General features: G+C 77.3%; 21 protein-coding genes. 14 read left to right on the top strand and 7 right to left on the bottom strand.

Features of this window, described 5'->3' with window-relative positions; all coding sequences use genetic code 11:
- The first annotated feature begins 16 nt into the window (after window positions 1–16).
- From ACI79Y_RS16305 to ACI79Y_RS16295, 3 genes are all read left to right on the top strand, one after another.
- Entirely contained in the window at window positions 17–1,360 is a 1,344-nt protein-coding gene (locus ACI79Y_RS16305; protein WP_457159492.1) for a DUF58 domain-containing protein, read from the top strand.
- Window positions 1,357–3,684: a transglutaminase family protein gene (locus tag ACI79Y_RS16300; RefSeq protein WP_457159491.1), complete on the top strand. Its 2,328-nt coding sequence runs from the start codon at window positions 1,357–1,359 to the stop codon at window positions 3,682–3,684. Before ACI79Y_RS16305 ends, ACI79Y_RS16300 begins: the two co-directional genes overlap by 4 nt.
- 79 nt (window positions 3,685–3,763) lie before the next feature.
- A complete protein-coding gene (locus ACI79Y_RS16295) occupies window positions 3,764–4,720 on the top strand; it encodes a ribose-phosphate diphosphokinase (protein WP_457159490.1) in 957 nt (318 codons plus the stop codon).
- A gap of 87 nt (window positions 4,721–4,807) precedes the next feature.
- Here ACI79Y_RS16295 and ACI79Y_RS16290 read toward each other — a convergent pair whose 3' ends face one another.
- Complete coding sequence (locus tag ACI79Y_RS16290) at window positions 4,808–5,218, bottom strand: DUF3040 domain-containing protein (protein ID WP_457159489.1); 411 nt, start codon at window positions 5,216–5,218, stop codon at window positions 4,808–4,810.
- A 154-nt stretch (window positions 5,219–5,372) separates the two neighbouring features.
- Window positions 5,373–6,632: a DNA polymerase IV gene (dinB, locus tag ACI79Y_RS16285; RefSeq protein ID WP_457159488.1), complete on the bottom strand. Its 1,260-nt coding sequence runs from the start codon at window positions 6,630–6,632 to the stop codon at window positions 5,373–5,375.
- 216 nt (window positions 6,633–6,848) lie between these two features.
- Between dinB and ACI79Y_RS16280 the strand changes: the two genes are divergently transcribed.
- From ACI79Y_RS16280 to ACI79Y_RS16270, 3 genes are read left to right on the top strand one after another with little or no spacing between them, the layout of a single operon-like run.
- Window positions 6,849–7,109, top strand: a complete 261-nt coding sequence (locus tag ACI79Y_RS16280) for a BatC protein (protein WP_457159487.1) — start codon at window positions 6,849–6,851, stop codon at window positions 7,107–7,109.
- A gap of 2 nt (window positions 7,110–7,111) precedes the next feature.
- A complete protein-coding gene (locus ACI79Y_RS16275; RefSeq protein WP_457159486.1) occupies window positions 7,112–8,452 on the top strand; it encodes a cupin domain-containing protein in 1,341 nt (446 codons plus the stop codon).
- Window positions 8,453–8,477: 25 nt separating this feature from the next.
- Window positions 8,478–9,407 (top strand): sucrase ferredoxin, encoded by a 930-nt coding sequence (locus ACI79Y_RS16270; protein ID WP_457159485.1) that lies wholly within the window; start codon window positions 8,478–8,480, stop codon window positions 9,405–9,407.
- Between the two features lie 9 nt (window positions 9,408–9,416).
- Here the strand turns inward: ACI79Y_RS16270 and ACI79Y_RS16265 are convergent, their stop codons facing one another.
- A complete protein-coding gene (locus ACI79Y_RS16265) occupies window positions 9,417–10,589 on the bottom strand; it encodes an alkaline phosphatase family protein (RefSeq protein ID WP_457159484.1) in 1,173 nt (390 codons plus the stop codon).
- Between the two features lie 16 nt (window positions 10,590–10,605).
- A complete protein-coding gene (locus tag ACI79Y_RS16260; protein WP_457159483.1) occupies window positions 10,606–11,361 on the bottom strand; it encodes a methyltransferase domain-containing protein in 756 nt (251 codons plus the stop codon).
- A 170-nt stretch (window positions 11,362–11,531) separates the two neighbouring features.
- On the opposite strand from ACI79Y_RS16260, the gene ACI79Y_RS16255 reads away from it, so the two are divergent.
- Window positions 11,532–11,738, top strand: a complete 207-nt coding sequence (locus ACI79Y_RS16255; RefSeq protein ID WP_457159482.1) for a hypothetical protein — start codon at window positions 11,532–11,534, stop codon at window positions 11,736–11,738.
- A 114-nt stretch (window positions 11,739–11,852) separates the two neighbouring features.
- On the opposite strand, the gene ACI79Y_RS16250 is transcribed toward ACI79Y_RS16255, so the two are convergent.
- The 3 genes from ACI79Y_RS16250 to ACI79Y_RS16240 are packed head-to-tail and all read right to left on the bottom strand — an operon-like array spanning window position 11,853 to window position 16,446.
- Window positions 11,853–15,611, bottom strand: a complete 3,759-nt coding sequence (locus ACI79Y_RS16250; RefSeq protein ID WP_457159481.1) for a DNA polymerase III subunit alpha — start codon at window positions 15,609–15,611, stop codon at window positions 11,853–11,855.
- Complete coding sequence (locus ACI79Y_RS16245; RefSeq protein ID WP_457159480.1) at window positions 15,608–16,123, bottom strand: SAV_6107 family HEPN domain-containing protein; 516 nt, start codon at window positions 16,121–16,123, stop codon at window positions 15,608–15,610. The genes ACI79Y_RS16250 and ACI79Y_RS16245 overlap by 4 nt, the downstream gene beginning before the upstream one ends.
- A complete protein-coding gene (locus ACI79Y_RS16240) occupies window positions 16,123–16,446 on the bottom strand; it encodes a DUF6504 family protein (RefSeq protein WP_457159479.1) in 324 nt (107 codons plus the stop codon). The genes ACI79Y_RS16245 and ACI79Y_RS16240 overlap by 1 nt, the downstream gene beginning before the upstream one ends.
- A 287-nt stretch (window positions 16,447–16,733) precedes the next feature.
- Between ACI79Y_RS16240 and ACI79Y_RS16235 the strand changes: the two genes are divergently transcribed.
- The 7 genes from ACI79Y_RS16235 (at window position 16,734) to ACI79Y_RS16205 (ending at window position 22,760) form a co-directional block, all read left to right on the top strand.
- On the top strand, window positions 16,734–17,255 hold the full coding sequence (locus tag ACI79Y_RS16235; protein WP_457159478.1) for a YbaK/EbsC family protein: 522 nt from the start codon (window positions 16,734–16,736) through the stop codon (window positions 17,253–17,255).
- Window positions 17,252–17,833 (top strand): GNAT family N-acetyltransferase, encoded by a 582-nt coding sequence (locus ACI79Y_RS16230; protein WP_457159477.1) that lies wholly within the window; start codon window positions 17,252–17,254, stop codon window positions 17,831–17,833. The genes ACI79Y_RS16235 and ACI79Y_RS16230 overlap by 4 nt, the downstream gene beginning before the upstream one ends.
- The gene (locus tag ACI79Y_RS16225) at window positions 17,830–19,464 is read left to right on the top strand and encodes a phytoene desaturase family protein (RefSeq protein WP_457159476.1); all 1,635 of its coding nucleotides are present in this window, start codon (window positions 17,830–17,832) and stop codon (window positions 19,462–19,464) included. Before ACI79Y_RS16230 ends, ACI79Y_RS16225 begins: the two co-directional genes overlap by 4 nt.
- Window positions 19,461–20,264 carry a carotenoid biosynthesis protein gene (locus tag ACI79Y_RS16220; protein ID WP_457159475.1) on the top strand — a complete coding sequence of 268 codons (804 nt, stop codon included), beginning with the start codon at window positions 19,461–19,463 and terminating at the stop codon, window positions 20,262–20,264. The genes ACI79Y_RS16225 and ACI79Y_RS16220 overlap by 4 nt, the downstream gene beginning before the upstream one ends.
- Window positions 20,261–21,394, top strand: a complete 1,134-nt coding sequence (locus ACI79Y_RS16215) for a glycosyltransferase (protein ID WP_457159474.1) — start codon at window positions 20,261–20,263, stop codon at window positions 21,392–21,394. Before ACI79Y_RS16220 ends, ACI79Y_RS16215 begins: the two co-directional genes overlap by 4 nt.
- Window positions 21,395–21,511: 117 nt before the next feature.
- Complete coding sequence (locus tag ACI79Y_RS16210; RefSeq protein ID WP_457159511.1) at window positions 21,512–22,072, top strand: peroxiredoxin family protein; 561 nt, start codon at window positions 21,512–21,514, stop codon at window positions 22,070–22,072.
- 31 nt (window positions 22,073–22,103) lie between these two features.
- Entirely contained in the window at window positions 22,104–22,760 is a 657-nt protein-coding gene (locus ACI79Y_RS16205; RefSeq protein ID WP_457159473.1) for a flavin reductase family protein, read from the top strand.
- Window positions 22,761–22,877 lie beyond the last annotated feature (117 nt).

Below are 22,877 nucleotides of genomic sequence, written 5' to 3'. Positions count from 1 at the left end.
CTCCCGAGGTCATCCGGTGGCACGCACCCGGCTCAGCGACGCCGTCTCCTCGCTGACCCTGCGCGGCCGGTGCCTGGTGGCCGCCGGGGTCACCCTCGCGGCGCTCGGCGCGCTGCTCGGCGAGCGCACGCTGCTCCAGCTGGCGCTCTTCGTCCTCGCCCTGCCGGTGCTCTCCGCCGTCGGGGTGGCCCGGCAGCGCTTCCGGCTGGCCTCCCGCCGCTCGGTCACCCCCGGCCGGGTGCCCCGCGGCAGCGACGCCGAGGTGCTGCTGGAGGTGACCAACACCGACCGGCGCCCCGGCGGACTGTGGCTCCTCGGCGAGCAGGTGCCCGGCGAGCTCGGCGTCCGGCCGGAGTTCGTGGTCGAGCGGCTGGCCGCCGGCGCCACCGCCGCGCTGCGGTACCGGGTGCACGGGGCGCGGCGCGGCCGGTTCGCGCTCGGCCCACTCCGGCTGCGGCTGGTCGACCCCTTCGGCCTGGTGCTGCGCAGCGCCGCCGGCGCCGACACCGCCGCGCTGGTCGTAGTCCCCCGGGCGCGCCCGCTGTCCGGCGCCGGCCCGCTCTCCGGCGTCGGCGGCACCGGCGGGGAGGGCGCCCGTCGGTCGATCGCCGTCCACGGGGAGGACGACGTCAGCACCCGCGAGTACCGCCACGGCGACGACCTGCGGATGGTGCACTGGCGGGCCACCGCCCGTACCGGCGAGCTGATGGTGCGGCTGGAGGAGCGGCCCTGGCGGGCGTCGGCGACGCTGCTGCTGGACTGCCGGGCGACCAGTCACCTGCTCGGCGGCGCGGTGGCCGGCCCACCCGGCGACCCGGCGCCGCCTCCGGACACCCTGGAGTGGGCGGTCGAGGCCGCGGCGAGCATCGGCAGCCACCTGATCGGCCGCGGCGCCGGGTTGCGGGTGGTCACCGAGGCCGGCGAGCTCCGCCCGGCGACCGGTGCCGGCGCGCTGGGTCCGGGCGAGCTGCTCGACCGGCTGGCCGACCTGGGCCCCTCCCGGCACGCCGCCCTGCAGCCGGGGCTGCAGGCGCTGCGCGGGTCCGGGGACGCCGGTCCGGTGATCGCCCTGCTGGGGCTCCTGGGCCCCGAGGACGTGCAGGCGCTGGCCCGGGCGCGGTCCGGCCCGGGCACCGTCCTCGCCGTGCTGGTCGACCCGGCGAGCTGGCTGGACGGCGGCGCCGCGCGGGGCCGGCGCCCGCTGGCCCCGGCCGCCCGCGCCCAGGTGGTCGCCCAGCAGCAGCAGGCCGCCGAGCTGCTCGCCGCGGCCGGCTGGCAGGTCGCCCTGGCCCGGGCCGACGCCGGCGTCGACCAGCTGTGGCAGTCCCTCGGCACTCCGGCCGCGCAGGTGCCCGCATGACCCGCCCCGCGCCGTCCCCCACCCCCGTCGAGCGCCCGGGCACCGCGCTGGCCGCCACGGCCGCCGTCGCGCTGGGCAGCCTGGCGCTGGCGCCGGTGTTCGCCACACCGGCGTGGCTGCCCCCGGTGCTGCTCGTCGTCGTCGCGGTGGGGCTGGGTGGGCTGGCGCTGCGCGCCGGCGTCGCGCGGCTGCCCGACCCGGTCGCCCGCCGGGCGCGACCGCTGGTGCCGCTGGGTCAGCTGGCCCTCGTGCTGACCGCCCTCACCGTCGTCTTCGCGCCGGACGGGGCGTGGGCCGGGGTGGTGCCGACCCCGGGCAGCGTCGGCGAGCTGGCCGGGCTGCTCGCCGACGGCACCGAGGAGATCCGCGAGCAGGCGACCCCGGCGCTGCCGCTGGCCGGGCTCGTCGCGCTCACCGCCGTCTTCGTGGCGCTGGTCGGGCTCGCCGTCGACCTGCTCGCCGTCCCGGCCCGGCAGCCGGCGCTGGGCGGCCTGGGCCTGCTGGTCCTCTACTGCGTACCGGTCAGCACGATCACCGGCGACGTCGCGCTCGTCGCCTTCCTCGGCCCGGCCATCGGGTTCGCCCTGCTGCTGTGGGCCGACCAGCGCGCCCGGCTGACCACCGGTGCGCGGGCGGGCAGCGGCTCGCCGCTGGGCACCGGCACACTGCCGGCGCTGCGGACCGGTGCGATCGCGCTCGTGCTGGGGGTGCTGCTGTCGGCCGTCGTGCCCACGCTCTCCGAGGGCTCGCTGGCCGCCCGGTGGGGCACCGGCGGCCAGGGCACCGGCACCGCACTGGACCCGGTGGCCGAGATGCGCGGGCAGCTCAACCGGCCGACCCCGGTCGACCTGCTCAGCGTGCGGTCCGACGGCGACCTGGGCTACCTGCGCTCGGTGGTGCTCGACCGCTTCACCGCCGACGGCTGGGAGCGGGGCGACGCCGACGGCCGGCGCTCCATCGCCGGTGACGACTCGCTCGCGCCGCTGCCCGGCGGCGTGGCCCACGAGCGGGTGACGGCGCGGATCACCGTCGTCGGCCACGACGACCAGTTCCTCCCGGTGCCCTACTCCCTCCAGGAGGTGGACGTCGCCGGCGACGGCGACTGGCGGTTCGACCGCGCCGGCCGCACGGTCTTCGGCCGGGGCACCACCACCGCGGACCTGGCCTACCGGGTCACCGCCGACCGGCCCGACCCGAGCCCTGCGGACCTGGCGGCGGCACCGCCGGCCCAGCCCGGCAGCGACGGCATCGACCGCTACCTCGAGCTGCCCCCGCTGGACCCGGGCGTCACCGACCTGGTCGACCGGCTGACCTCCCCGGACCAGCCCCCCTACGAGCGGGTGCGGGCGGTCTTCGACCACCTGACCGACCGGGGCAACGGGTTCGTCTACAGCCTCTCCACCCAGCCGGGCACCTCCGGGGACGACCTCGCCGACTTCCTGGAGCGCAAGCGCGGCTACTGCGAGCAGTACGCCGGGGCGATGGCCGTCCTGGTCCGCGCGGCGGGGGTGCCGTCCCGGGTGGTGCTCGGCTACACGCGCGGCGAGGAGCGGCCCGACGGCACCCGGGTGGTCACCAGCGACGACGCGCACGCCTGGGTGGAGGTCTACTTCCCCGGGCAGGGCTGGGTGCCCTTCGACCCGACGCCGATCGACGTCGACCGCGCGGCGCAGCTGCCGTGGGCGCCGCGCGCCGACGCCGTGGCCGCGCAGACCACCGCCCCGGCAGCCCCGAACGCCCCGCTGCCGGCACCGGCCGGGCCCACCGCCCAGCTGGACCGGGACGACCAGTACGTCCCCCTGGCCACCCCCGACGCGGCGACCCCCTCGCCGGGCCCCTGGCTGGCCGGCGTGTCCGGCCTGCTGCTGGTGCTGGCGCTGGCCGCGCTGCCGGCGGTCGTCCGGCACCGCCAGCGGCTGGGCCGGCTGGCAGACGGCCGGCCGGCGGCGCTGTGGGACGAGCTGCTGGCCACCGCGACCGACCTGGGCGTGCCGGTGACCGGCAGCGGCACCACCCGACAGCTGGCCCGGCAGGTCACCGAGCAGGTGGCCGGCCCCGACGGGGCGCGGTCGGGCGGGACGGCCGGCACGGTCGACGCCCTGCGGGTGCTCACCACCGCCGAGGAACGGGCCGTCTACGGCCCGCCCGCGACGGGGCCGGCCGACCCGGAACTGCGCGCGGCGACGGCCACGGTGCGGCAGGCGCTGCTGCGCAGCGTGGGACGGCGGCAACGGGTCGTGGCGGCGGTGTGGCCGGCGTCCACCCTGGCCGACGCCGGTCGCTGGGTGGCCGACCGGGGTGCGCGCCGCCCGCGCTCGGCCTGACCCGGCCGGCCGGGCGGACGCTCGTTACGGTCGTGCTGCCGGCGAGCACGCCGGACCGCCCCGATCCCCGGAGTGCCTCGTGCGCGAGATCGCCGTCTTCGCCGGCAGTGCCCACCCCGAGCTGGCCGGGGAGATGTGCGCCCACTTGGGGGTGCCGCTGCAGCCGGTGCGGCTGACCCGGTTCGCCAACGACTGCCTCGAGGTGCAGCTGCAGGCCAACTGCCGGGAGCGCGACGTCTTCCTGGTGCAGCCGCTGGTGACCCCGGTGCAGGAGAACCTGGTCGAGCTGCTGCTGATGATCGACGCCGCGCGGGGCGCCTCCGCGGCCCGGATCACCGTGGTCATGCCGCACTACGCCTACGCCCGGTCGGACAAGAAGGACGCGCCCCGGATCTCCATCGGCGGCCGGCTGATCGCCGACCTGCTGGTCGCCGCCGGCGCGAGCCGGGTGCTGGCCATGACGCTGCACTCCCCCCAGGTGCACGGGTTCTTCAGCGTCCCGGTCGACCACCTGCACGCTCTGCGGGAGCTGGCCGACCACTTCAGCACCCTCGACCTGTCGCGCACCACGGTCGTCTCACCGGACCTGGGCAACGCCAAGGAGGCGGCCGCCTTCGCCCGACGTCTGGGCGTGCCGGTCGCCGCGGGGGCCAAGCAGCGCTACGCCGACGACCGGGTGAGCATCAGCGCGGTCATCGGTGACGTCGCCGGCCGGGACGTGATCGTGCTGGACGACGAGATCGCCAAGGGCAGCACGGTGCTGGAGCTGATCGACCGGCTGCGCGACGCCGGGGCCCGGTCGATCCGGGTGGCGTGCACCCACGGGCTGTTCGCCGCGGGTGCGTTGGAGCGGATCGGCGCCCAGCCGGACGTGCTGGAGATCGTCTGCACCAACACGGTGCCGGTGCCGGCCGGGGGGGCGGAGAAGCTGACCGTGCTGTCGGTCGCCCCGGCGCTGGCGCAGGCGGTGCAGCGGATCCACGACGGCGAGTCGGTCAGCGCGCTGTTCGACGCCGTGCCGTCGGCCGCCGGCTGACCCGACCCCGCCACCGGCCGGCGACCGGGACAGCGCAGCCGCCGTCCCGGTGGGCGGCGGCTGCGCTGGTGGTCGGGCCTGCGGCGGCTACTGGTCGTAGCGGCGGCGGAAGCGCTCCTCGAGGCGGTTCTTCAACGGCGGGCGGCCGGCCTTGCTCTTGCCGACCTTGCCGCGGGCGGCCGTGGCGCCCCCGGGGCCGGTCGCGGCCGGGCCTGCCTCGACGGCGCCCGTGGCGGCCTTGTAGTTCAGCACGCCGAGGGCGGCGCCGCCGAAGGCGATCAGGGAGCCCAGCACGCCGACGACGACGTTGGGCAGGGCCACGCCGCTGACCATCACCGCCAGGCCGACGACGACCAGCAGGGCGCCCAACTGCACCTTGCGGCGGGCCTTCTGCCGGCGGTCACCGGTGCGAACCGTCGAGGCGAACTTCGGATCGTCGTCGACGAGGGCGCGCTCGATCTGCTCCAGCAGACGCTGCTCGTGCTCGGAGAGCGGCACGTCGACCTCCAGGTGCGCAGTACACAACCCACTGACGACAGTCCGCCTGTGGTGGTTCCGAGGATACGAGCCGTTCGCGGGGTGCGAAAGGCGAGCGGCTCCCGACACACCCGGGAGTGCGGTGATCTGCCTCCCGCAGCGCACTCCCGGCAGGTCAGCGGGGCGCTCTGGGCGGCTGCCGCACCCCCTTCCGCGGCGCTGCCGGGCGCGCCACCGGGTGCTCGCCGGGCACGCGCGTGCGGCCGAGCAGGGTCGCCGGGCGGACGGCGCCGGCGCCGAACCTCCGGGCGGCCCGGTCGGCGGCCAGCTCGGCGTCCCGCCGGCCGTGCTCGCGAGCGCCGAGCTCGAGCTGCCGGGCGGTGGCGTCGGCCTCCACCAGCCCCTCGGCCCGCACTCCCACCAGCCGGATCCGGGCCCGGTCCAGCCCGAGTGCGTCGAAGAGCGTGCGCGCGGTGTCGTACAGCTCCTGGCCCACGTCGGTGGGGACCTTCAGGGTGCGGGAACGGGTGATCGTGGTGAAGTCGGCGAAGCGGACCTTGAGGGTGACCGTGCGGGCCAGGGAGCCGGTCGAGCGCAGCCGCCCCGCCGTCCGCTCGGCCAGGTGCAGCAGCTCCCGGTGCACCACCTGCGGGTCGTCGACGTCGGTGCCGAAGGTCTCCTCGGCCCCGGTGGACCGGTCGGGCTCGTCGGGGACCACCCGGCGGGGGTCCCGGCCCCAGGCCAGCTCGTGCAGGTGCGCCCCGGCGGCGGAGCCGACCGCGCGCTGCAGGGTGCGCGCCGGCACGTGCGCCAGGTCGCCCACCGTCTTCAGCCCCAGCCGCAGCAGCACCTCCTCGGTCTTGGCGCCCACGCCCCACAGCGCCCCGACCGGGAGCGGGTGCAGGAACTCCATGACCTCGGCCGGGCGGACCACCAGCAGCCCGTCGGGCTTGGACCGGGTGGAGGCGAGCTTGGCGACGAACTTGCTGCCGGCCACCCCCACCGAGCAGGTGATGCCCTGCTCGTCGTAGACCCGGGCCCGGATGTGCTCCCCGATCACCACCGGGTCGCCCAGCCGCCGGCCGGCACCGGAGACGTCCAGGAACGCCTCGTCCAGGCTCAGCGGTTCGACCAGCGGGGTGATGGACCGGAACAGCGCCATCACCGAGCGGGACACCTCGGCGTAGAGCGCCAGGTCGCCGGGCAGCACGGTGGCGGTCGGGCACAACCGCAGCGCCCGGGACGTCGGCATCGCGCTGCGCACCCCGTAGGCCCGCGCCTCGTAGGTGGCCGAGGTGACCACGCCGCGGTTGCCGGCGCCGCCGACGATCACCGGGGTGCCGGCCAGCTCGGGGTGCCGGCGCACCTCGACGCTGGCGAAGAAGGCGTCCATGTCGACGTGCAGCACCGTGCAGCCGGCAGCCCGATCGGACACTCCGCGACACCCCTCACCACCCCGCGCCCCCGCGCGCACCCGGTACCCGCGCGACGGCCGTCTTCCCCACGGTCGTCGAACAGGTGTTCGATGCCGACGAGCGTAACCGGTCGCCGGCCGGCGGGCCCGCCACTCGGAGGTGTGGCGAGTCGATCATCGCGGTAGAACAGCCCCGGGCCCGCCGACCGGCGGCCCGACTCGACGATCGGAGGAGCCATGGCGCTCGACGACGAGGACATGACCAGCACCGAGGGCCCGGCCGACTCCGGTGCCGGTGAGGGCACGCCCGGCCAGCACGACGGCGGCGCCGACGGCGGCGCGGACGGCGGCGCGGGTGCCGACGGTGGCGCGGACGGCGGTGCCGACGGCGGTGCCGACGGCGGCGCGGACAGTGGCGCCGAGGGCCCGGCCGACTCGGGTGCTGCGGACGGCGGCGCCGCGGGCGTGCACGACGGCGGCGCGGACGGCTCGGCCTGACCGTGCCCGACCCCGATCTGCAGGACCGGGCGCCGTCCTCCCCCCGGGAGGGCGGCGCCCGTCCCGCGCTGCGGCGCTGCATCGCGGTCGACCCCGAGGAGTTCGCCACCGGGCACTGGTCGCGCCGTCCACTGCTCTCCACCGCCGCCGAGCTCGGCGGCACCTTCACCGACCTGCTCAGCCTCGAGGCGGTCGACGAGCTGCTGAGCACCCGCGGCCTGCGCACCCCGTTCCTGCGGATCGCCAAGGACGGCGCGGTCGTCGACCCCAAGCGGTTCACCAGCCCGCAGGGCGCCGGTGCCGAGGTGGCCGACCAGGTCTCCTCCGACGCGGTGCTGCGGCTGTTCGCCGACGGGGCCACCGTCGTGCTGCAGGGCCTGCACCGCCTCTGGCCGCCGCTGATCGCCTTCGCCGGCCAGCTGGCCGCCGACCTCGGCCACCCCACCCAGGTCAACGCCTACGTCACCCCGCCGTCCTCGCGCGGGTTCTCCCCGCACTACGACGTGCACGACGTCTTCGTGCTGCAGGTCGCCGGGGAGAAGCACTGGACCATCCACGAGCCGGTGCTCCCCGACCCGCTGCGCACCCACCCCTGGACCGACCGGGCCGCCGAGGTGGCCGCCGCGGCCGAGCACCCGCCGGTCATCGACGCCGTGCTGCGCCCCGGCGACGCCCTCTACCTGCCGCGGGGTTACATCCACTCCGCGGTCGCGCTCGGTGAGATCAGCGCCCACCTGACCGTCGGGATCCACCCCGTGACCCGCTGGGGCGCGGTCGAGTCGGCGCTGGACCTGGTGCGCACCCTCGCCGCCGACGACCCGGCGCTGCGCGGCTCGCTGCCGCTCGGCGTCGACCTCGCCGACCCCGACGCCACCGCCGACGACGTCGCCGCGGTGCTCAGCGGGCTGCAGCGCTGGATCGGCGAGGTCGACCCGGCCGCGGTCGCGGACTCCCTGCGCGCCCGCGCCTGGGGGCAGGTGCGCCCCGCGCCGGTCTCGCCGCTGGCCCAGTCCACCGCGCTTGCCGCGCTCGACGCCGGCACGGTGCTCCGGGTGCGGCCCCTGCTGCGGGCCCAGCTGCGCGAGCCGGTGGGCGACCGGGTGGCGCTGGTCGCCGGCCGGCGCACCCACGACCTGCCGGCGTCCACCCGCCCCGCGCTGGCCGCGCTGCTGGCCGCCGGGGAGCTGAAGGTCGGCGACCTGCCCGGCTTGGACCCCGCCGACCAGCTCACCCTGGCCCGCCGGCTGGTGACCGAGTCGATCGCGGTCGTCCCCGATGCCCGTGCCGGGGCGCCCGCGCGCACCGGCGGGCACGATGGGGGTCATGGCGCCGTCGGTGGGTGAGGAGCCCCCCACTCCACGGCATCCCGTGCCCCGACCGGCCGGCCGGCTCGACGACGCCCGCTGCTCGGTGCAGGCGCTGCTGCGCGGCGACGCCCCGACGGCCACCGCGCCGCCGGCCCGGCGCTGGTTGCTGGTGGAGCAGCCCGGGCCCTGGGGTCGGGACGCGCTGCTGGAGTCCCGGTTCGACCGGGCGGTGGCCCCGCGGCTGGCGGCGCGGGCGCGGGAGGCCGGCGTCCGGGTGCAGCTGGTGCGCCGGCCCGGCGGACGGCTGGCCGACACCGGCCGCCGGTGGGCGCTGGCCGACACCACCCCCGGGGTGGAGACGGTGCGCTGGGCTGCCCGGGAGTCCGACGCCGAGCTGCTGGAGGTGCCCTGGGACGGCTCGGTCGGCGAGCCGACCGACGTCCCCACGTACCTGGTGTGCACGCACGGCTCCCACGACGCGTGCTGCGCCGTCCGGGGCCGGCCGCTCACCTCGGGCCTGGCTGCCGCGGGGGCGGCGGAGGTCTGGGAGACCAGCCACCTCGGCGGGGATCGGTTCGCCGCGAACGTGCTGGTGCTGCCCACCGGGCACGTGTACGGGCAGGTGCCCGGCGACGGCGCGGAGCTGGTGGCCGCCCACGCCCGCGGTGAGGTGGCGCTGCCGTGGCTGCGCGGCCGGTCGGGCTGGGCCCCGCCGGTGCAGGCCGCGCAGCAGCACGCCCGGGCCGAGCTCGGCCTGCTCGGGGTCGGCGACCTGCCGCTGGTGCACCTGGCGCAGCTGCCCTCCCCGGGCGAGGGGGTGGAGCGCTGGGCGGTGACGCTGGGCGCGCCGGACGGCCACGTGCTGGTGGCGATCGAGAGCCGCCGGTCCGAGGTGGCCGCGCTGACCACCTGCCAGGCACCGCGACCGGTGCACTGGCGCACCTGGCACCCGCTGTCGCTGCGGGTGTCCGCGCCGGCCGGACCCGCCTGACCGCGCGGCTCAGCGCAGGGCGCGCCCGCGGGCGGCCAGCAGCGGGATCGCCAGCTCCGCCGAGGTGAGCGAGCCGTGGTAGGCGGCCAGCAGCGCGGCGTGCGGGGGCTCGGTCGCCCCGGCGGGGAACGCCCAGGTGCCCCGGGCGAGGACGACGACGTCGCCGATCCGCTCGGCGACCGCCGGGTCGACCGGCCCGAACACCCCGGCGGCGACGGCCTCGTCCCGGCCGACCACCCAGGCGCGCTCGCCGAGCACCTCCCGCCAGGTGGCCAGCACGTCGTCGGCGGCGCCGGGCTCGGTGTGCACGTAGCGGGCCCGCGGCTCGCCGGTGAGCAGCCGGATGCCGTCGGTGAGCGCCGGCTCCTCGGTGACGTCCAGCCGGGTGTCGCCGGGGACGTCGACCATGCCGTGGTCGGCGGTGACCAGCAGGACGGCGTCGTCGGGCAGGCCGGCGGCCAGCTGCTCCACCACCGCGTCGACGACGCCGAGCTGGGCCCGCCAGCTGGGCGAGTCGACCCCGCGGACGTGACCGGTGAGGTCGAGCTCGGCGGTGTAGGCGTAGACGAGGCTGGGCTCCCCGGCGGCGAGCGCGCTGTGCACCAGCGCCACCAGGTCGCCGGGGCTGTAGGCGGGCGTGTACTCCGCTCCCCGGTACGCCGCCCGGGTGAGCCCGGAGCCGGCGAAGGAGTGCGGGCCGACGGCCGTGCAGCGGACCCCGGCGGCGCTGGCCTGCTCGAAGACGGTGGGCCGGGACTGCCACTGCCGCGGGTCGGGGTCGTCCTTCCACTGCACGTGGTTGAGCGTCCGGCCGGCGCCGGGCACCTCGGTGACGAAGCCCAGCACCCCGTGGCTGCCCGGCGGCAGCCCGGTGCCCAGCGTGGTGAGGCTGACCGGGGTGGTGCTCGGGCAGGGCGCGGAGAGCACCCCGGCGGGGGTGCCCAGCGCGTTGAGCACCGGTGCGGTGTCCGGGTGGGCGGCGACCAGCTCGGCCCCGAGCCCGTCGACCAGCAGGACGACGACCCGGCGGGCGCCGTCGAGGGCCTCGGTGAGCCGCAGTGGGTCGGCGGGCAGGTCCCCGCGCTGCACCGGGACGCCCAGCGCGGTCGCCACGCTGGGCAGGACGTCGGCGAGGGTGGCGCTGCCGTAGGCCGGGACCGCGAGATCCGGGGGCAGGCTCATCTCGCGTCGCCGCGGCTCAGACGGTGGCCGGCCGGGTGGCCAGCACGTGCAGTCCGGTGGCGACGTCGCGGTAGGGGGAGGCGCCGGAGAGCGCGAGCTCGAGGGCGCGGACCGCGTCGGGGGAAGCCCCGGAGGAAGCCTCCAGCAGGTCGGCGACGACGGAGACCCCGCGCCACTCCCCCGGCTGCAGGCCGGCGCCGGCGACGAGGGCGAGCAGCTGCTCGGGGTCGAAGCGCCGCCGGGCCGGGCCGCCGCGGGCCGGGGCGGGGTCGCGGTCGGCGAGCAGCTCGCGGGCCTCGACGGGGTGCCCACCGACGGCGCGGGCGAGCACCGCGCCGGCCCGGTTCGCCGCGGCGAGGGACAGGGTGCCGCCGGGCCGGAGCACCGCGGCGATCTGGCCGAGCGTGCTGGCCGGGTCGTCGACCACCTCGAGGACGAAGTGGCACAGGGCCAGGTCGAACCCGGGGGCCTGCGGGTCGTCCGCGGTGACCGGGGGCATCCGATCGGCGTCGCCCTGCAGGCCGCGCACCCGCTCGCCGACGCCGGCCGTGTCGGCCCGCCGGCGCAGGGTGGCCAGGGCGTCGGCGCTGGGGTCGACGACGGTGACGGTGTGCCCCAGCTGGGCGAGCGGCACGGCGAACATGCCGCTGCCGCCGCCGACGTCGAGGACCTGCAGCGGGCGGCCGGCGGTGACGAGCGGGTCCAGTGCCGCCCAGACGGCCGCCGTCCGGGCGGGGGCCTGGGTCGGCGCGGCGGAGGAGGTGGGCGGCACGTGCGGAGCCTAGTGCGGGTCGGGCGGGCGCACAGCACGGTGGGACGGCCCCGCCTCACCGACCCGCCGGGCACGGACCGGTGGGGCGGGGGGTGACTGTTGGGACAGGCGTCACTTCCGGTTCGCGCGCCTGCCGGGCACGTGGCGATGTCCTTCCCTACCGTCCCGCCATGCCGAGCTACCGACTGATGGACGGGTACGGGTACCCGACCGACACGTTCACCGCGGACTGCGACGAGGACGCCAGGGTCTTCGCGATGTCCCGGGCGGAGGACTACCCGCGGCCCGAGCCCCGTTTCGGTGGCCGCCGCGACTTCCAGGTGCACCGCCAGGACGGCGAGCGCTGGCGCCTGCTGCTGGCCTGGGCCCCCGCCTGAAAAGAACCCCGTCCCCGTCCCCGTCCCCGGCCCCGCCGCAGGGACCCGCCGCAGGGACCCGCCGCAGGGACCCGCCGCGAGCGTGCGAGTGGCGGGGGGCGGTGAGGTCCTTCATCAGTGTCCCGAGCTGCCGGGGCTGGAGTGCCACAGCTTCCGCGGTGGCGCTGCCGCTGCCCGGCGGGCCGCGGTCGCGGCATCGTCGCCGGCCGGCCTGATGTCGGCGTAGGGCGACATCCGGAACCCGGTCGGGTGCACCAGCACCGGCCGCACCACCACCGGCCGTGAGCCGTGCGAGGCCGCCGCCCCGGCGATCGCCTGCTCGGTGTACTCCCCCGGGGCCGCCATCAGCTCCGCCACCGCGGCCGGCCCGCCGGTCTCCCACGCCTCGTGCAGCGCGGGGAGCTCCCAGGCCCCGGTCGCGCGCAGGGACACCCCACGCGGGCCGGTGCGGCGCAGCACCCCGCGGACCACCAGCAGCCACGAGTGGAAGACCGTGCCGGCGTAGGGACCCTGGGCGTCCTCGAAGAAGGTCGAGTCCGCGCAGCCGGTGCCGTCGTCGAGGGTCACGAACACCACCCGCCGGCCGGACCTGATCGGTGGAGTCTGGGTGGCCACCTTCACCCCGGCCACCAGCACCTCCGACCCGCTCCGGCAGCCCAGCAGGTCCTCGGCGGGGACCGCACCGAGCGCGGTGAGGAACGGCCGGTAGAAGTCGACGACGTGCCGGCTGGCGTCCAGCCCCAGCACCTCCAGCTCGGCGCGCACCCGCTCGGCGTCGGTGAACTCCGGCAGACCGGAGGGGACGAACTCCGGCGGCCCGCCGTCCCCGCCGTCCTCGTCCCCGGCGCCGGTGTGGGGTTCCTCCAGCCCGAACAGGTCCAGCCCGAGCTGGCCGGTGCTGCCGGCCTTCCGGCCGCTGCGGCTCCACCGGTCCAGCTCGCCGATCTGCAGCAGCAGGTCGCGGCGGGTCAGCTGCTGGCGTCGGCGGGCCGGCCGGCCGGCCTCGCTGTCGCGCACCCCGAAGCCGTAGACCGAGTCGAAGCCCCCGGCCAGCACCAGCCGCTCCACCACCGGCCGGGACACGTTCGCCCGGGTCCAGAAGTCGGCCAGCGAGCGGTACGGCTGTCCCGCGACGATCCGGCCCACCTCGTCGTCGTCGATGCCCTTGACGTCGGCCAACGACAGCCGGATGCCGTACCGCGCGGGGGCGGGCATCGACGCGGGCATCCACTCCGGCCGCTGCCATCCCGCCCCCTCCCGCCCTGACGCGGCGGCCCCGTCCCCGTCGACCCGCTCCACCCGGTAGGCGCCGGTGGAGGCGTTGACGTCCAGGCCGAGCACGCGCACCCCGAAGTTGCGGGCGTCGTCGAGGATCAGCCGCTTGGGGTACATCCCCGGGTCGTGGGTGAGCACCCCGGCCAGGAACGCCGCGGTGTGGTGGGTCTTCAGCCAGGCCGACTGGTAGGTGGGCAGCGCGAACGCCGCGGCGTGCGCCTTGCAGAACCCGAAGGAGCCGAAGGCGACCAGCACCTCCCACACCTGCTCGACCACCGCGACGGGGAAGCCCTCGGCCAGCGCGCGCGGGGCGAACCAGGCCTTCACCTCCGGGTGGGCGTCGCGCTCCCCCAGGGCCCGGCGCACCTCGTCGGCCTCGGCCAGCGAGCAGCCGGTCATCGCCGCGACGACCATCAGCACCTGCTCGTGGAAGACCACCACCCCGGCGGTCTGCTCCAGCGCCGGCTTCAGCGCGGGGTGCAGGTACTCCGGGTCGCGCCAGCCGTTCCGGGCCAGCAGGAACGGGGTGACCATGTCGCTCTTGACCGGGCCGGGCCGGAACAGCGAGATGTCGACGATGAGGTCCTCGAAGGTCTGCGGGCCGAACTTGCCGACCAGCTCCCGCTGCCCGGGTGACTCGATCTGGAACATCCCCAGCGTCCGGGTGCTGCGGATCAGCTCGAAGGTGGCCGGGTCGTCGCGCGGGACGGCGTCGATGTCGACCTGCTGCCCGTCGACCCGGGCCACCTCGTCCATCGCGTGGGCGATCGCCGACTGCATCCGGATGCCCAGCAGGTCGAGCTTGAGCAGCCCGAGCTCCTCGACGTCGTCCTTGTCGAACTGGCTCATCGGGTAGCCGAGATAGCTGCTCTCCACCGGGGTGCGGTCCAGCAGCGTGGCGTCGGACAGCAGCACCCCGCACGGGTGCAGGGCGATGTGCCGGGGCAGCCCGTCGAGCCGGGCGACCAGGTCGAAGAGCAGGTCCAGGTCGCCGGAGCCGCCCGACCGCCTCGACCCCAGCCGGCTGGCCCGCAGCTCCGGCAGGTCGCGCAGCGCCGCGTGCACCTGGTCGGCCCGGATGTGCGGGAACGCCTTGGCCACCGCGTCGATCTCGGCCGGGGGCAGCCCGAGGGCGGCCCCGACGTCGCGGATGGCGTGCCGCACCCGGTAGGTGTCCATCATCGAGATGCAGCTGACCCGGTCGGCGCCGAAGCGCTCGATGACCGCGTCGTAGACCTCCATCCGCCGGGCGGACTCCACGTCGATGTCGATGTCGGGCAGCTGGTGGCGCAGCGGGGAGAGGAAGCGCTCCATCAGCAGGCCGTAGCGGATCGGGTCGACGTCGGAGATGCCCAGCAGGTAGGTGACCAGGCTGCCGGCGCCCGAGCCCCGGGCCGCCGCCCGCACCCGCAGGCCCTTGATCAGGGCGACCACGTCGGCGACGGTGAGGAAGTAGGAGGGGTAGCCGAGGGAGTCGATCACCGCCAGCTCGTCGGCCAGCCGCTCGCGCACCGCAGCGGTGGGGGTCATCGCCCGCCGGCCGAAGCCCGCCTCGCACCGGGCCCGCAGCACCTGGGAGGGGCCCATCCCCCGCTCGGCGGCGGTGGTGACCACGTCGAGCTCGGGGTAGCGGACGCTGCCGATGCCCAGGTCGGCGCGGACGTCGACGGCGCACTGCTCGGCGACCCGGGCGGTGGTCTCCAGCAGCCGCAGCGCCGCGTCGCGGTCGGGCCCGGCCAGCTCGGCGGCGAGCTCGGCCATCTCCTTGCCCGACTTCAGGTAGCCCTCGGCGGTCCGCCGGTCGACGTGCCGCTGCCCCAGCGGCACCAGCCGGCGGGCGGCGTCGAGGACGTCGGCGGTGGGGGCGTCGAGCGCGTCGACGTAGCGCACCGCGTTGGTGAGCACCGCGGGCACGCCGGTCTCGGCCGCCAGCCGCAGCATCGCCTGGGCGCGCGCCCGGTCGCCCCGGCCGCGGTGGTGCACGACCTCGAGCACCAGCCCGCCGCCACCCTCCCCGCCGTCGAGGACCGCACGCCAGGCGGCCAGCCGGGCGCGGGCGAGGTCGGCGTTGCCGGCGGCCAGGGCCCGACCCACCGACGAGTCGGGGCCGAGCACCGCCAGCAGCCCCGCAGCGTGCTCCCCGGCCAGGGTCAACGAGCTGACCGGCTCGCCGCGGGTGCCGCCCAGGTGGGTGGCGCTGGTCAGCCGGCACAGCGAGCGCCAGCCGGCGCCGTCGCGGGCCAGGAAGGTGACCCGGGGCAGCCGGGGGTCGACGCTGGCTCCGCCGCGGGCCGGCGACCGGCGGCCCGCGGGGTGCTGCGCCCGGTGCAGCTCCGCCGAGCGGACCCGCCCGGTCTCCCCCGGCTCGCCGCCGGCGACGGGGTCGACGGCGAGGTCGACGCCGAACAGCGGCCGGATGCCGGCCGACCGGCAGGCCAGCGCGAACTTGACCGCGCCGTAGAGGCCATCGCGGTCGGTCAGCGCGAGCGCCCCCATGCCGTGCTCGGCGGCCCGGGCCACCAGGTCGGCCGGGTGGTTGGCGCCGTGGCGCATCGAGTACCCGGAGGCGACGTGCAGGTGGACGAAGGGGTCGCTCACGAGGCGGGGCCGGAGCCGGGACGACCCGGGTCGCGCCGGCGGGAGCCGGGGTCGACCGCGCGCAGGCGTGCGGGCGCCGCCGGTGCCGGGCGGCTGATCGTGGTCTCGACGACGCCGAGGAACGTGCCGACGTCCCGGACGAGGTCGTCGGCCTCCCGTTCGGTGACCGCGTGCGAGAGCCCCGCCTCGGCGGCGGCGCGCTTGGCCGCCCCGGCGGCGAAGAACGCCGCCCACTCCGTCAGCTCGGGGGCGACCTGACCGATCAGCACCCAGGCGCTGCGCGGACGGCGCCGCCCGGCCTCGGGCCGGGTGCGGGCGGCCAGCACGGCCGCCGCGGCACGCAGGGCGGCCAGGTGAGCGGTCGCGTACCGCCAGGCCGCATCGGGGCTGCTGGCGGCCTCGGCCAGCCCGCGGTGGGCCTGACCGAGCAGCTGGGCGGCGGCGGCCGGCAGCGGCGGGAGCAACGGGAGCTGCCCGTCGGCGGCGGCCGGGAGGGCCCGGGCGGCGCCCATCAGTCGTGCACCCGGACGAGCAGCCACTGGTTGTCCGCCGGCTCCCAGGACAGGTCGAAGACCCCGGCGAAGCTCATCCGGGACCGCCCCGCCCGGACCGCCTCCACCCGCCACACCTGGCGGGTGGCCACCAGCTCCGCCGACGCGCCCCCCTGCCCGGTGAGGGTCTGCCACCAGGGCGAGGTCTCCACCCAGGAGTCGAGCAGCTCCCCCACCACGTAGCGGGTCGAGCCGCGCCAGAACTGCGCCGGCCCCTCGGCTCCCCGCTCGACCTGGACCTCTTCACCGACGCGGCCACCGGCCCCGACGAGCACCCGGCTCATGACAGACTCCCGCCTCTCGCCCCCACCGGCCGCGCGCCCGTCCGGCGGGGAAGCGCCCCCGGAGGGCGCCGGACAGGGTGTGCGACCAGTGTTCGAACAGGTGTTCGAACACCGACGAGTAGACCGGACCCGTCGAGGGGCGTCAAGCCGGAACGGGCGTGTCCTGCCCGTGTCGTTACAGCGGCTGCACCCGAGTGCCACACCCGACCGAACGGTGCGCCCGGGCCGCCACCGGCGGCTGATCACCGGTGGCGCACGTCCCGGCCGGCGGTGGGAGGATCGCCGGCATGACCGCAGCGGAGGAGACCCCGCACCACCCCCGGGTCGCCGAGGTCGTGCGAGTGCTGCGCGCCGCCGGCGCCCCGGGCGAGGTCCGCCTGCTGCCCGACAGCGCCCGCACGGCCGCGGCCGCCGCCGCCGCGCTCGACGTCCCGGTCGGCGCGATCGCCAACAGCCTGGTGTTCGACGCCGGCGGGCACCCGGTGCTGGTGCTGACCAGCGGCGCGCACCGGGTCGACGAGGCACTGGTGGCCGACCTGCTCGGCGTGCCGTCGCTCGCCCGGGCGACCCCGGCGTTCGTCCGCGAGCACACCGGCCAGGCCATCGGCGGGGTCGCCCCGGTCGGGCACCCGGCGCCGATCGGCACCCTGGTCGACGTCGAGCTCGCCCGGTACCCCACGGTGTGGGCCGCGGCCGGCCACCCGCACGCCGTCTTCCCCACCACCTACGACGAGCTGCTGCAGCTCACCGCCGGCACGGCCGCCGAGGTCGGCCCCGGGCCCGCGGTCCCCCAGGAGGGCCTCCGATGACCGGCACCACCCCCGCCACCCGGGTCACCGAGCTCCCGGCCGGCTGGCTGCGCGAGCACCTGCACGAGGCGCTCGCCGTCTACGGCGCGGCGATGGGCTACGGCGAGTCCGTCGTCGCCGGCCGCTACGGCTACGCCGTCCAGCACACCGAGCGCCCCGGCTTCCGCGCCGTCGGCGCGTTCGCCGAGGGTGCCGACGGCGCCGAGCAGCTGGTCGGCTTCGGCTACGGCTACCTGGTCGAGCCGGGCCAGTGGTGGCACGACCAGGTGCGCAACGCGCTGGACCGGCGCACCGCCAAGCAGTGGCTGCCCGGCGCCTTCGAGGTGTGCGAGCTGCACGTGCTGCCCGAGCACCAGAGCCGGGGCATCGGCCGCCAGCTGCTGCACGCACTGGTGGCCGGCCTGCCCTACCCGGCCGCGCTGCTGAGCACCCCGGACACCGACACCAAGGCGTTCCGGCTGTACCACGCCGACGGCTTCGTCGACCTGGCCCGCGGCTACCACTTCCCCGGCGACGCCCGGCCCTTCGCCATCCTCGGCGCCCGCCTCCCGCTCACCCCGGCTGCCCGGAGGGCGTGATCGGCACCGACAGCGCCGTCGACGCCGTCGTCATCGGCTCCGGGCACAACGGCCTGGTCGCCGCCTGCCACCTGGCCCGTGCCGGCCTCCGCGTGGAGGTGGTGGAGCGCGACGAGGTGATCGGCGGCGCGGTCTCCACCGTCGAGCGCTGGCCCGGGGTGCGGGTCGACCGCGGCTCCAGCGCGCACGTCATCATCCGGCACAGCGGCGTGGTCGAGGAGCTGGAGCTCGAGCGCTTCGGGCTGCGCTACGTCGACTGCGACCCGTGGGGCTTCGCCCCCGCCCCGGCGCCCGGCGACCCGGGTCCCGCCGGCCGCCCGCTGGTGTTCTCCGTCGACCTGGACGCCACCTGCGCCTCGATCGCGGCGGCCTGCGGGGACGCCGACGCCGCCGCCTACCGCCGGTTCGTCGAGGTCTGGGGGCCACGCAGCACCGCCGTCGTCAAGGCGTTCGGCGACCGACCGGCGATGAGCCGGCTGGTCCGGCACCTCTGGCCCGTCGGCGCGCCGCGGCGCGGCCAGCCGCGCACCCCGGGCGGGGAGATCGCCACCGACTTCCTCGGCTCCGGCGACGCCCTGCTGGACCGGTGGTTCACCAGTGAGCGGCTCAAGGCGGCGCTGGCCTGGTTCGGTGCCCAGTCCGGGCCCCCGATGTCCGAGCCGGGCACGGCGGCGATGGTCGCGTGGGTCGCCCTGCTGCACGACGTCCCGCCCGGGCACCCGGTGGGCGGCTCCGGCGGGCTCACCGAGGCGCTGGCCGCGCGGCTGGCCGCCGACGGCGGGCGGGTCACCCTCGGCGACGGCGCGGCCCGGCTGCTGGTCGACGACGGCCGGGTGACCGGTGTGCTGACCGAGTCCGGCCGGCGCATCCGGGCCGACACCGTCGTCGCCGCCTGCCACGTGCTGGCCACCAAGGCCCTCGCCGGGGACGACGCACCGCCGGCGCTGGCCGCCGCCGAGCCGCCGGTGGGCAACGGCTTCGGCCTGGTCCTGCGCGCGCAGACCGACGCTCTCCCCCGCTACCCCGGCGCGGGCGACGAGGCGTTGCAGGGACTGCAACTGCTGTGCACCGACCGGGCCCAGCTCGCCCGCGCGCACGGCGACTGGCTGGCCGGCGAGCTCCCACGAGAGCCGGTGCCGCTGGCGATGTCCTTCTCCGCGAGCGACCCGACGCTGGCCCCGCCCGGCCAGCACGTGGTGACCATCTGGGGGCAGTGGTACCCCTACGAGCTCGCCGACGGGTCGGACTGGGAGGAGATCGCCGACCGAGCCGCCCAGCAGCTCATCGCCGCGGTCGACCGGTACGCCCCGGGCTTCGCCGACTCGGTACAGCGGCTGTACGTGCAGACCCCGTTGAAGCTGGAGCAGGAACTGTCCCTGCTGCGTGGCAACGTCATGCACGTGGAGATGGGCCTCGCCAGCATGTTCGGCTTCCGGCCGACCCCCGCGCTCTCCGGGCACCGCGTGCCGGGCCTGGCCGGGCTGTACCTCGCCGGGGCCTCCACCCACCCCGGCGGCGGGGTCTCCGGGAACTCCGGGCGCACCGCCGCCCGGGTGGTGCTCGCCGACCGGCGGCCGGCCGCCCGGCTGCGCACCCTCGCCACGGCACGCCTGCGGGGTGCGCGGCGGTGACCGGCACGGTCACCCGGACGCCCCCGGCCGCCGACCGGGCGCCGGTGCCCTGGCTGCCCTGGGCGCTGGCGGCCGGCGTGGTCGCCACCGCGATCGCCTACCCGCTCACCGACGGCGACGCCCGGAACACGGTCAGCTGGACGATCGTGCTGCTCGGCACGGGGGTGTCGATCTCCTCGGCCACGGTGAGCCGGGGCTGGCGCACCGGGCTGGGCGTGCTGGTCCTCGTCGGCGCCGTCGCGGTGCTGTTCGAGGCGCTCGGGCTGGCCACCGGCTTCCCCTACGGCGAGTACGCCTACAGCGACGTCCTGGGGCCCACCCTGCTCGGGGTGCCGTTCCTGGTGCCGCTGGCCTGGCTGATGATGGCCTGGCCCAGCTGGGTGCTGGCCGCGTGGCTGACCCGCCGGCTGGGGCGTCCCCGGGTCGTCCGGGTGCTGGTGGCCGCCTACGTCTTCGCCGCCTGGGACGTCGTGCTCGACCCGCAGCTGGTGCAGGCCGGCTACTGGCGCTGGGCGCACCCGGAGCCCGGCCTGCCCGGGATCGACACGGTGCCGCTGACCAACCTGGGCGGCTGGCTGCTGGCCGGGCTGCTGCTCATGACCCTGCTGGACCTGCTGGTCACCCGCACCGCGCGCCCCCGCCGCACCGGCGACGCCGCGCCGCTGCTGGTGCTGGCCTGGATGACCCTGGGCGGGGCGCTGGCGCACGCCGGGTGGCTCGGCCTGCCCGGCTCCGCGCTGTGGGGCGTGCTGCTGGCGCTGCCGGTGCTCGCCGCCGTCGCCGCGCAGGCCCGCCGGTGAGCCGGCTCGTCCGGGCCTGCGCCGGCCTCTCGGTGCTCGGCGCCGTGCACGCCGCGGTGAACACCCGGCTGCTGCGCCGCCCGCCGGCGGTCCCCCCGCCGGTCGCCCGCCGGGTCACCGTCGTGCTGCCGGTCCGCGACGAGGCCGAGCAGGTCGCCGACTGCCTGGCCGCGGTGCTCGACCAGCGCGGGGTGCCGGAGCTGGCGGTCGTGGTCGTCGACGACGGGTCGACCGACGGCACCGCCGAGCGGGTGCCCACCGACGAGCGGGTCACCCTGCTCCAGGCGACCCCGCCCGCGCCGGGCTGGCTGGGCAAGCCGAACGCCTGCGCGCAGGGCGCGGCCGCCGCCGGCGACGCCGACGTGCTGGTCTTCCTCGACGCCGACGTCCGGCTGATGCCCGATGCGGTCGCGGCCGCGGTGGCGCTGCTGGACGAGGCCTGGCTGGACCTGGTCTCCCCCTGGCCCCGGCAGCTGGTCGGCAGCGCCGCCGAGCGGCTGGTGCAACCGCTCCAGCAGTGGCTGTGGGCCACCCTGCTCCCGCTGCGCGCGGCGGAGCGGTCCCGCCGGCCGTCGCTGGCGGCGGCCAACGGGCAGTTCCTGGTGGTCCGGCGGGCCGCCTACGACCGGGCCGGCGGGCACGCGGCCGTGCGCGGCGAGGTGATCGAGGACGTCGCGCTGCTGCGCGCGGTGAAGGCCGCCGGTGGCCGCGGCGTCGTCGTCGACGGCTCCACGCTGGCCGCCTGCCGGATGTACCGCGGCTGGCCGGAGGTGCGCGCCGGGTACGCCAAGTCGCTGTGGTCGGCCGTCGGCGGGCGGCCGGCGGCCGCCGGAGCCGCCGCCGTCGGGCTGACCGCGGTGTGGCTGGTCCCGCCGCTGGCCGCGCTCACCGGCTCCCGGGCCGGGGCGGTCGGCTACGCCGCCGGGGTGGCCGGGCGGGCCGTCGTCGCCGCCCGCACGGGCAGCCGGTGGTGGCCCGACGCCCTGGCGCACCCGGGGTCGATCGCCCTGCTCGACGTGCTGGTCGCCCGATCGCTGGTCGAGCGCCGCCGGGGGACGCTGACGTGGCGGGGGCGGACCCTGGCGGCGACGGGTGCGGACCACCCGGCGTCCTCGGCCCAACGCACCTAGCCTGGGGACATGGACACCAGCGACCTGCTCACCCTGCGCGCCGACGATCGCGCCGCGCTCGTCCTGGTCGGTCTGCGCGGCGACTGGTAGCCCTACTGCTGCGCCCAGGCGGTCCGCCTGGCCCGGTCCTCGTCCCGCTTCTCCGCCGCCGGTGCGGAGGTGGTGCTCGCCTCGGTCGATCCGCCGGAGGTCCAGCTGGCCATGAACCGGACGTGGCACCTGCCGTTCCGGTGGGCCAGCGACCCCGACGGGGAACAGCTGGCCAAGCCGCTGGACGCCTGGGACGCCGACGCGTCGATCTTCCGGCCGCTCGTCGTCGTCCTGGCCCCGGACGGCCGCGAGGTGTTCCGGGAGCTGTCCCAGGACTTCACCGACCGCACCGACGACGAGCCGGTGCTCGCCGCGGTCGAGGCACTGCAGCTGCCGGCGCTGCCCGAGCCCCCGGCCTGGGCCCCGGCCGGCGTGACCCCCCGACCGTCGGAGCGGGCGTTCCAGCCCCGGTCGTTCACCCCGTACTTCCGGGCGATCCGGTTCAACACGATGGCGCTGAGCCAGCGGATGGTCGACGACCGGGACCGCGACCAGCTGGTCACCGAGCAGCGGATGGCCGAGTCGTTCCTCGCCGCCTTCGACGACTGGCGCGCCGAGCACCCACCGGAGCACCAGGGCCCGAGCTGAGCCACGACCGGCCGGGCGCGAGGATGACCGGGTGACCGAGCAGAGCAACCCACCGAGGGTGGACTTCGACCCGGCCGCGATGGACGGCGGCGCCTTCTACCGGGTGCTCAACTCCGTCGTGGTCCCCCGGCCGATCGCCTGGGTGTGCACCCGCTCGGCCACCGGCGTGCACAACCTCGCGCCGCACTCCTTCTACACGGTGGCCAGCGTGCAGCCGCCGGTCGTGCAGTTCACCTCGGTGGGCCGCAAGGACTCGCTGCGCAACGTCGAGGAGACCGGCGAGTTCACCGTCAGCCTGACGCCCGAACCGCTGTTCGAGCAGGTCAACGCCACCGCCACGGACTTCCCGCCGGACACCGGCGAGGCCGAGCAGACCGGCGTGCGGCTCGAGCCCAGCCGGGTGGTCGGCGTGCCCCGGGTCGCGCAGTCGCCGGTGGCGGTGGAGTGCACGCTGCACGCCACCCTGCGACTGGGCGACAGCACCGTCGTCTTCGGCCGGGTGGTCAACATCGCCGTCGCCGAGGCCGCCGTCGAGGACGGCCGGCCCCGGATCGAGCACCTGCGCCCGCTCGCCCGCCTGGGCGGCGACGAGTGGTCGACGATCGGCGAGGTCCGCTCGATCCGGCGCATCCCCCACCGCGACTGGGTCGCCGACCCCACGATCGGCGAGCGCCTGCGCGGCGACTGACCCACCCCGGGGGGGGGGGGGGGGGGGGGGGGGGGGGGGGGGGGGGGGGGGGGGGGGGGGGGGGGGGGGGGGGGGGGGGGGGGGGGGGGGGGGGGGGGGGCGGGGGGGGGGGGGGGG

The organism is Modestobacter sp. SYSU DS0875, assembly GCF_054050915.1.
This window is presented reverse-complemented; position numbering and strand designations above follow the sequence as displayed.

What these genes read in the sequence shown, in the direction of transcription:
- ACI79Y_RS16240 (WP_457159479.1), bottom strand. Translation starts at nt 16,446, where the DNA reads ATGAGCCGGGTGCTCGTCGGGGCCGGTGGCCGCGTCGGTGAAGAGGTC.
- ACI79Y_RS16265 (WP_457159484.1), bottom strand. Translation starts at nt 10,589, where the DNA reads ATGAGCCTGCCCCCGGATCTCGCGGTCCCGGCCTACGGCAGCGCCACC.
- ACI79Y_RS16255 (WP_457159482.1), top strand. Translation starts at nt 11,532, where the DNA reads ATGCCGAGCTACCGACTGATGGACGGGTACGGGTACCCGACCGACACG.
- ACI79Y_RS16235 (WP_457159478.1), top strand. Translation starts at nt 16,734, where the DNA reads ATGACCGCAGCGGAGGAGACCCCGCACCACCCCCGGGTCGCCGAGGTC.
- ACI79Y_RS16230 (WP_457159477.1), top strand. Translation starts at nt 17,252, where the DNA reads ATGACCGGCACCACCCCCGCCACCCGGGTCACCGAGCTCCCGGCCGGC.
- ACI79Y_RS16245 (WP_457159480.1), bottom strand. Translation starts at nt 16,123, where the DNA reads ATGGGCGCCGCCCGGGCCCTCCCGGCCGCCGCCGACGGGCAGCTCCCG.
- ACI79Y_RS16280 (WP_457159487.1), top strand. Translation starts at nt 6,849, where the DNA reads ATGGCGCTCGACGACGAGGACATGACCAGCACCGAGGGCCCGGCCGAC.
- ACI79Y_RS16300 (WP_457159491.1), top strand. Translation starts at nt 1,357, where the DNA reads ATGACCCGCCCCGCGCCGTCCCCCACCCCCGTCGAGCGCCCGGGCACC.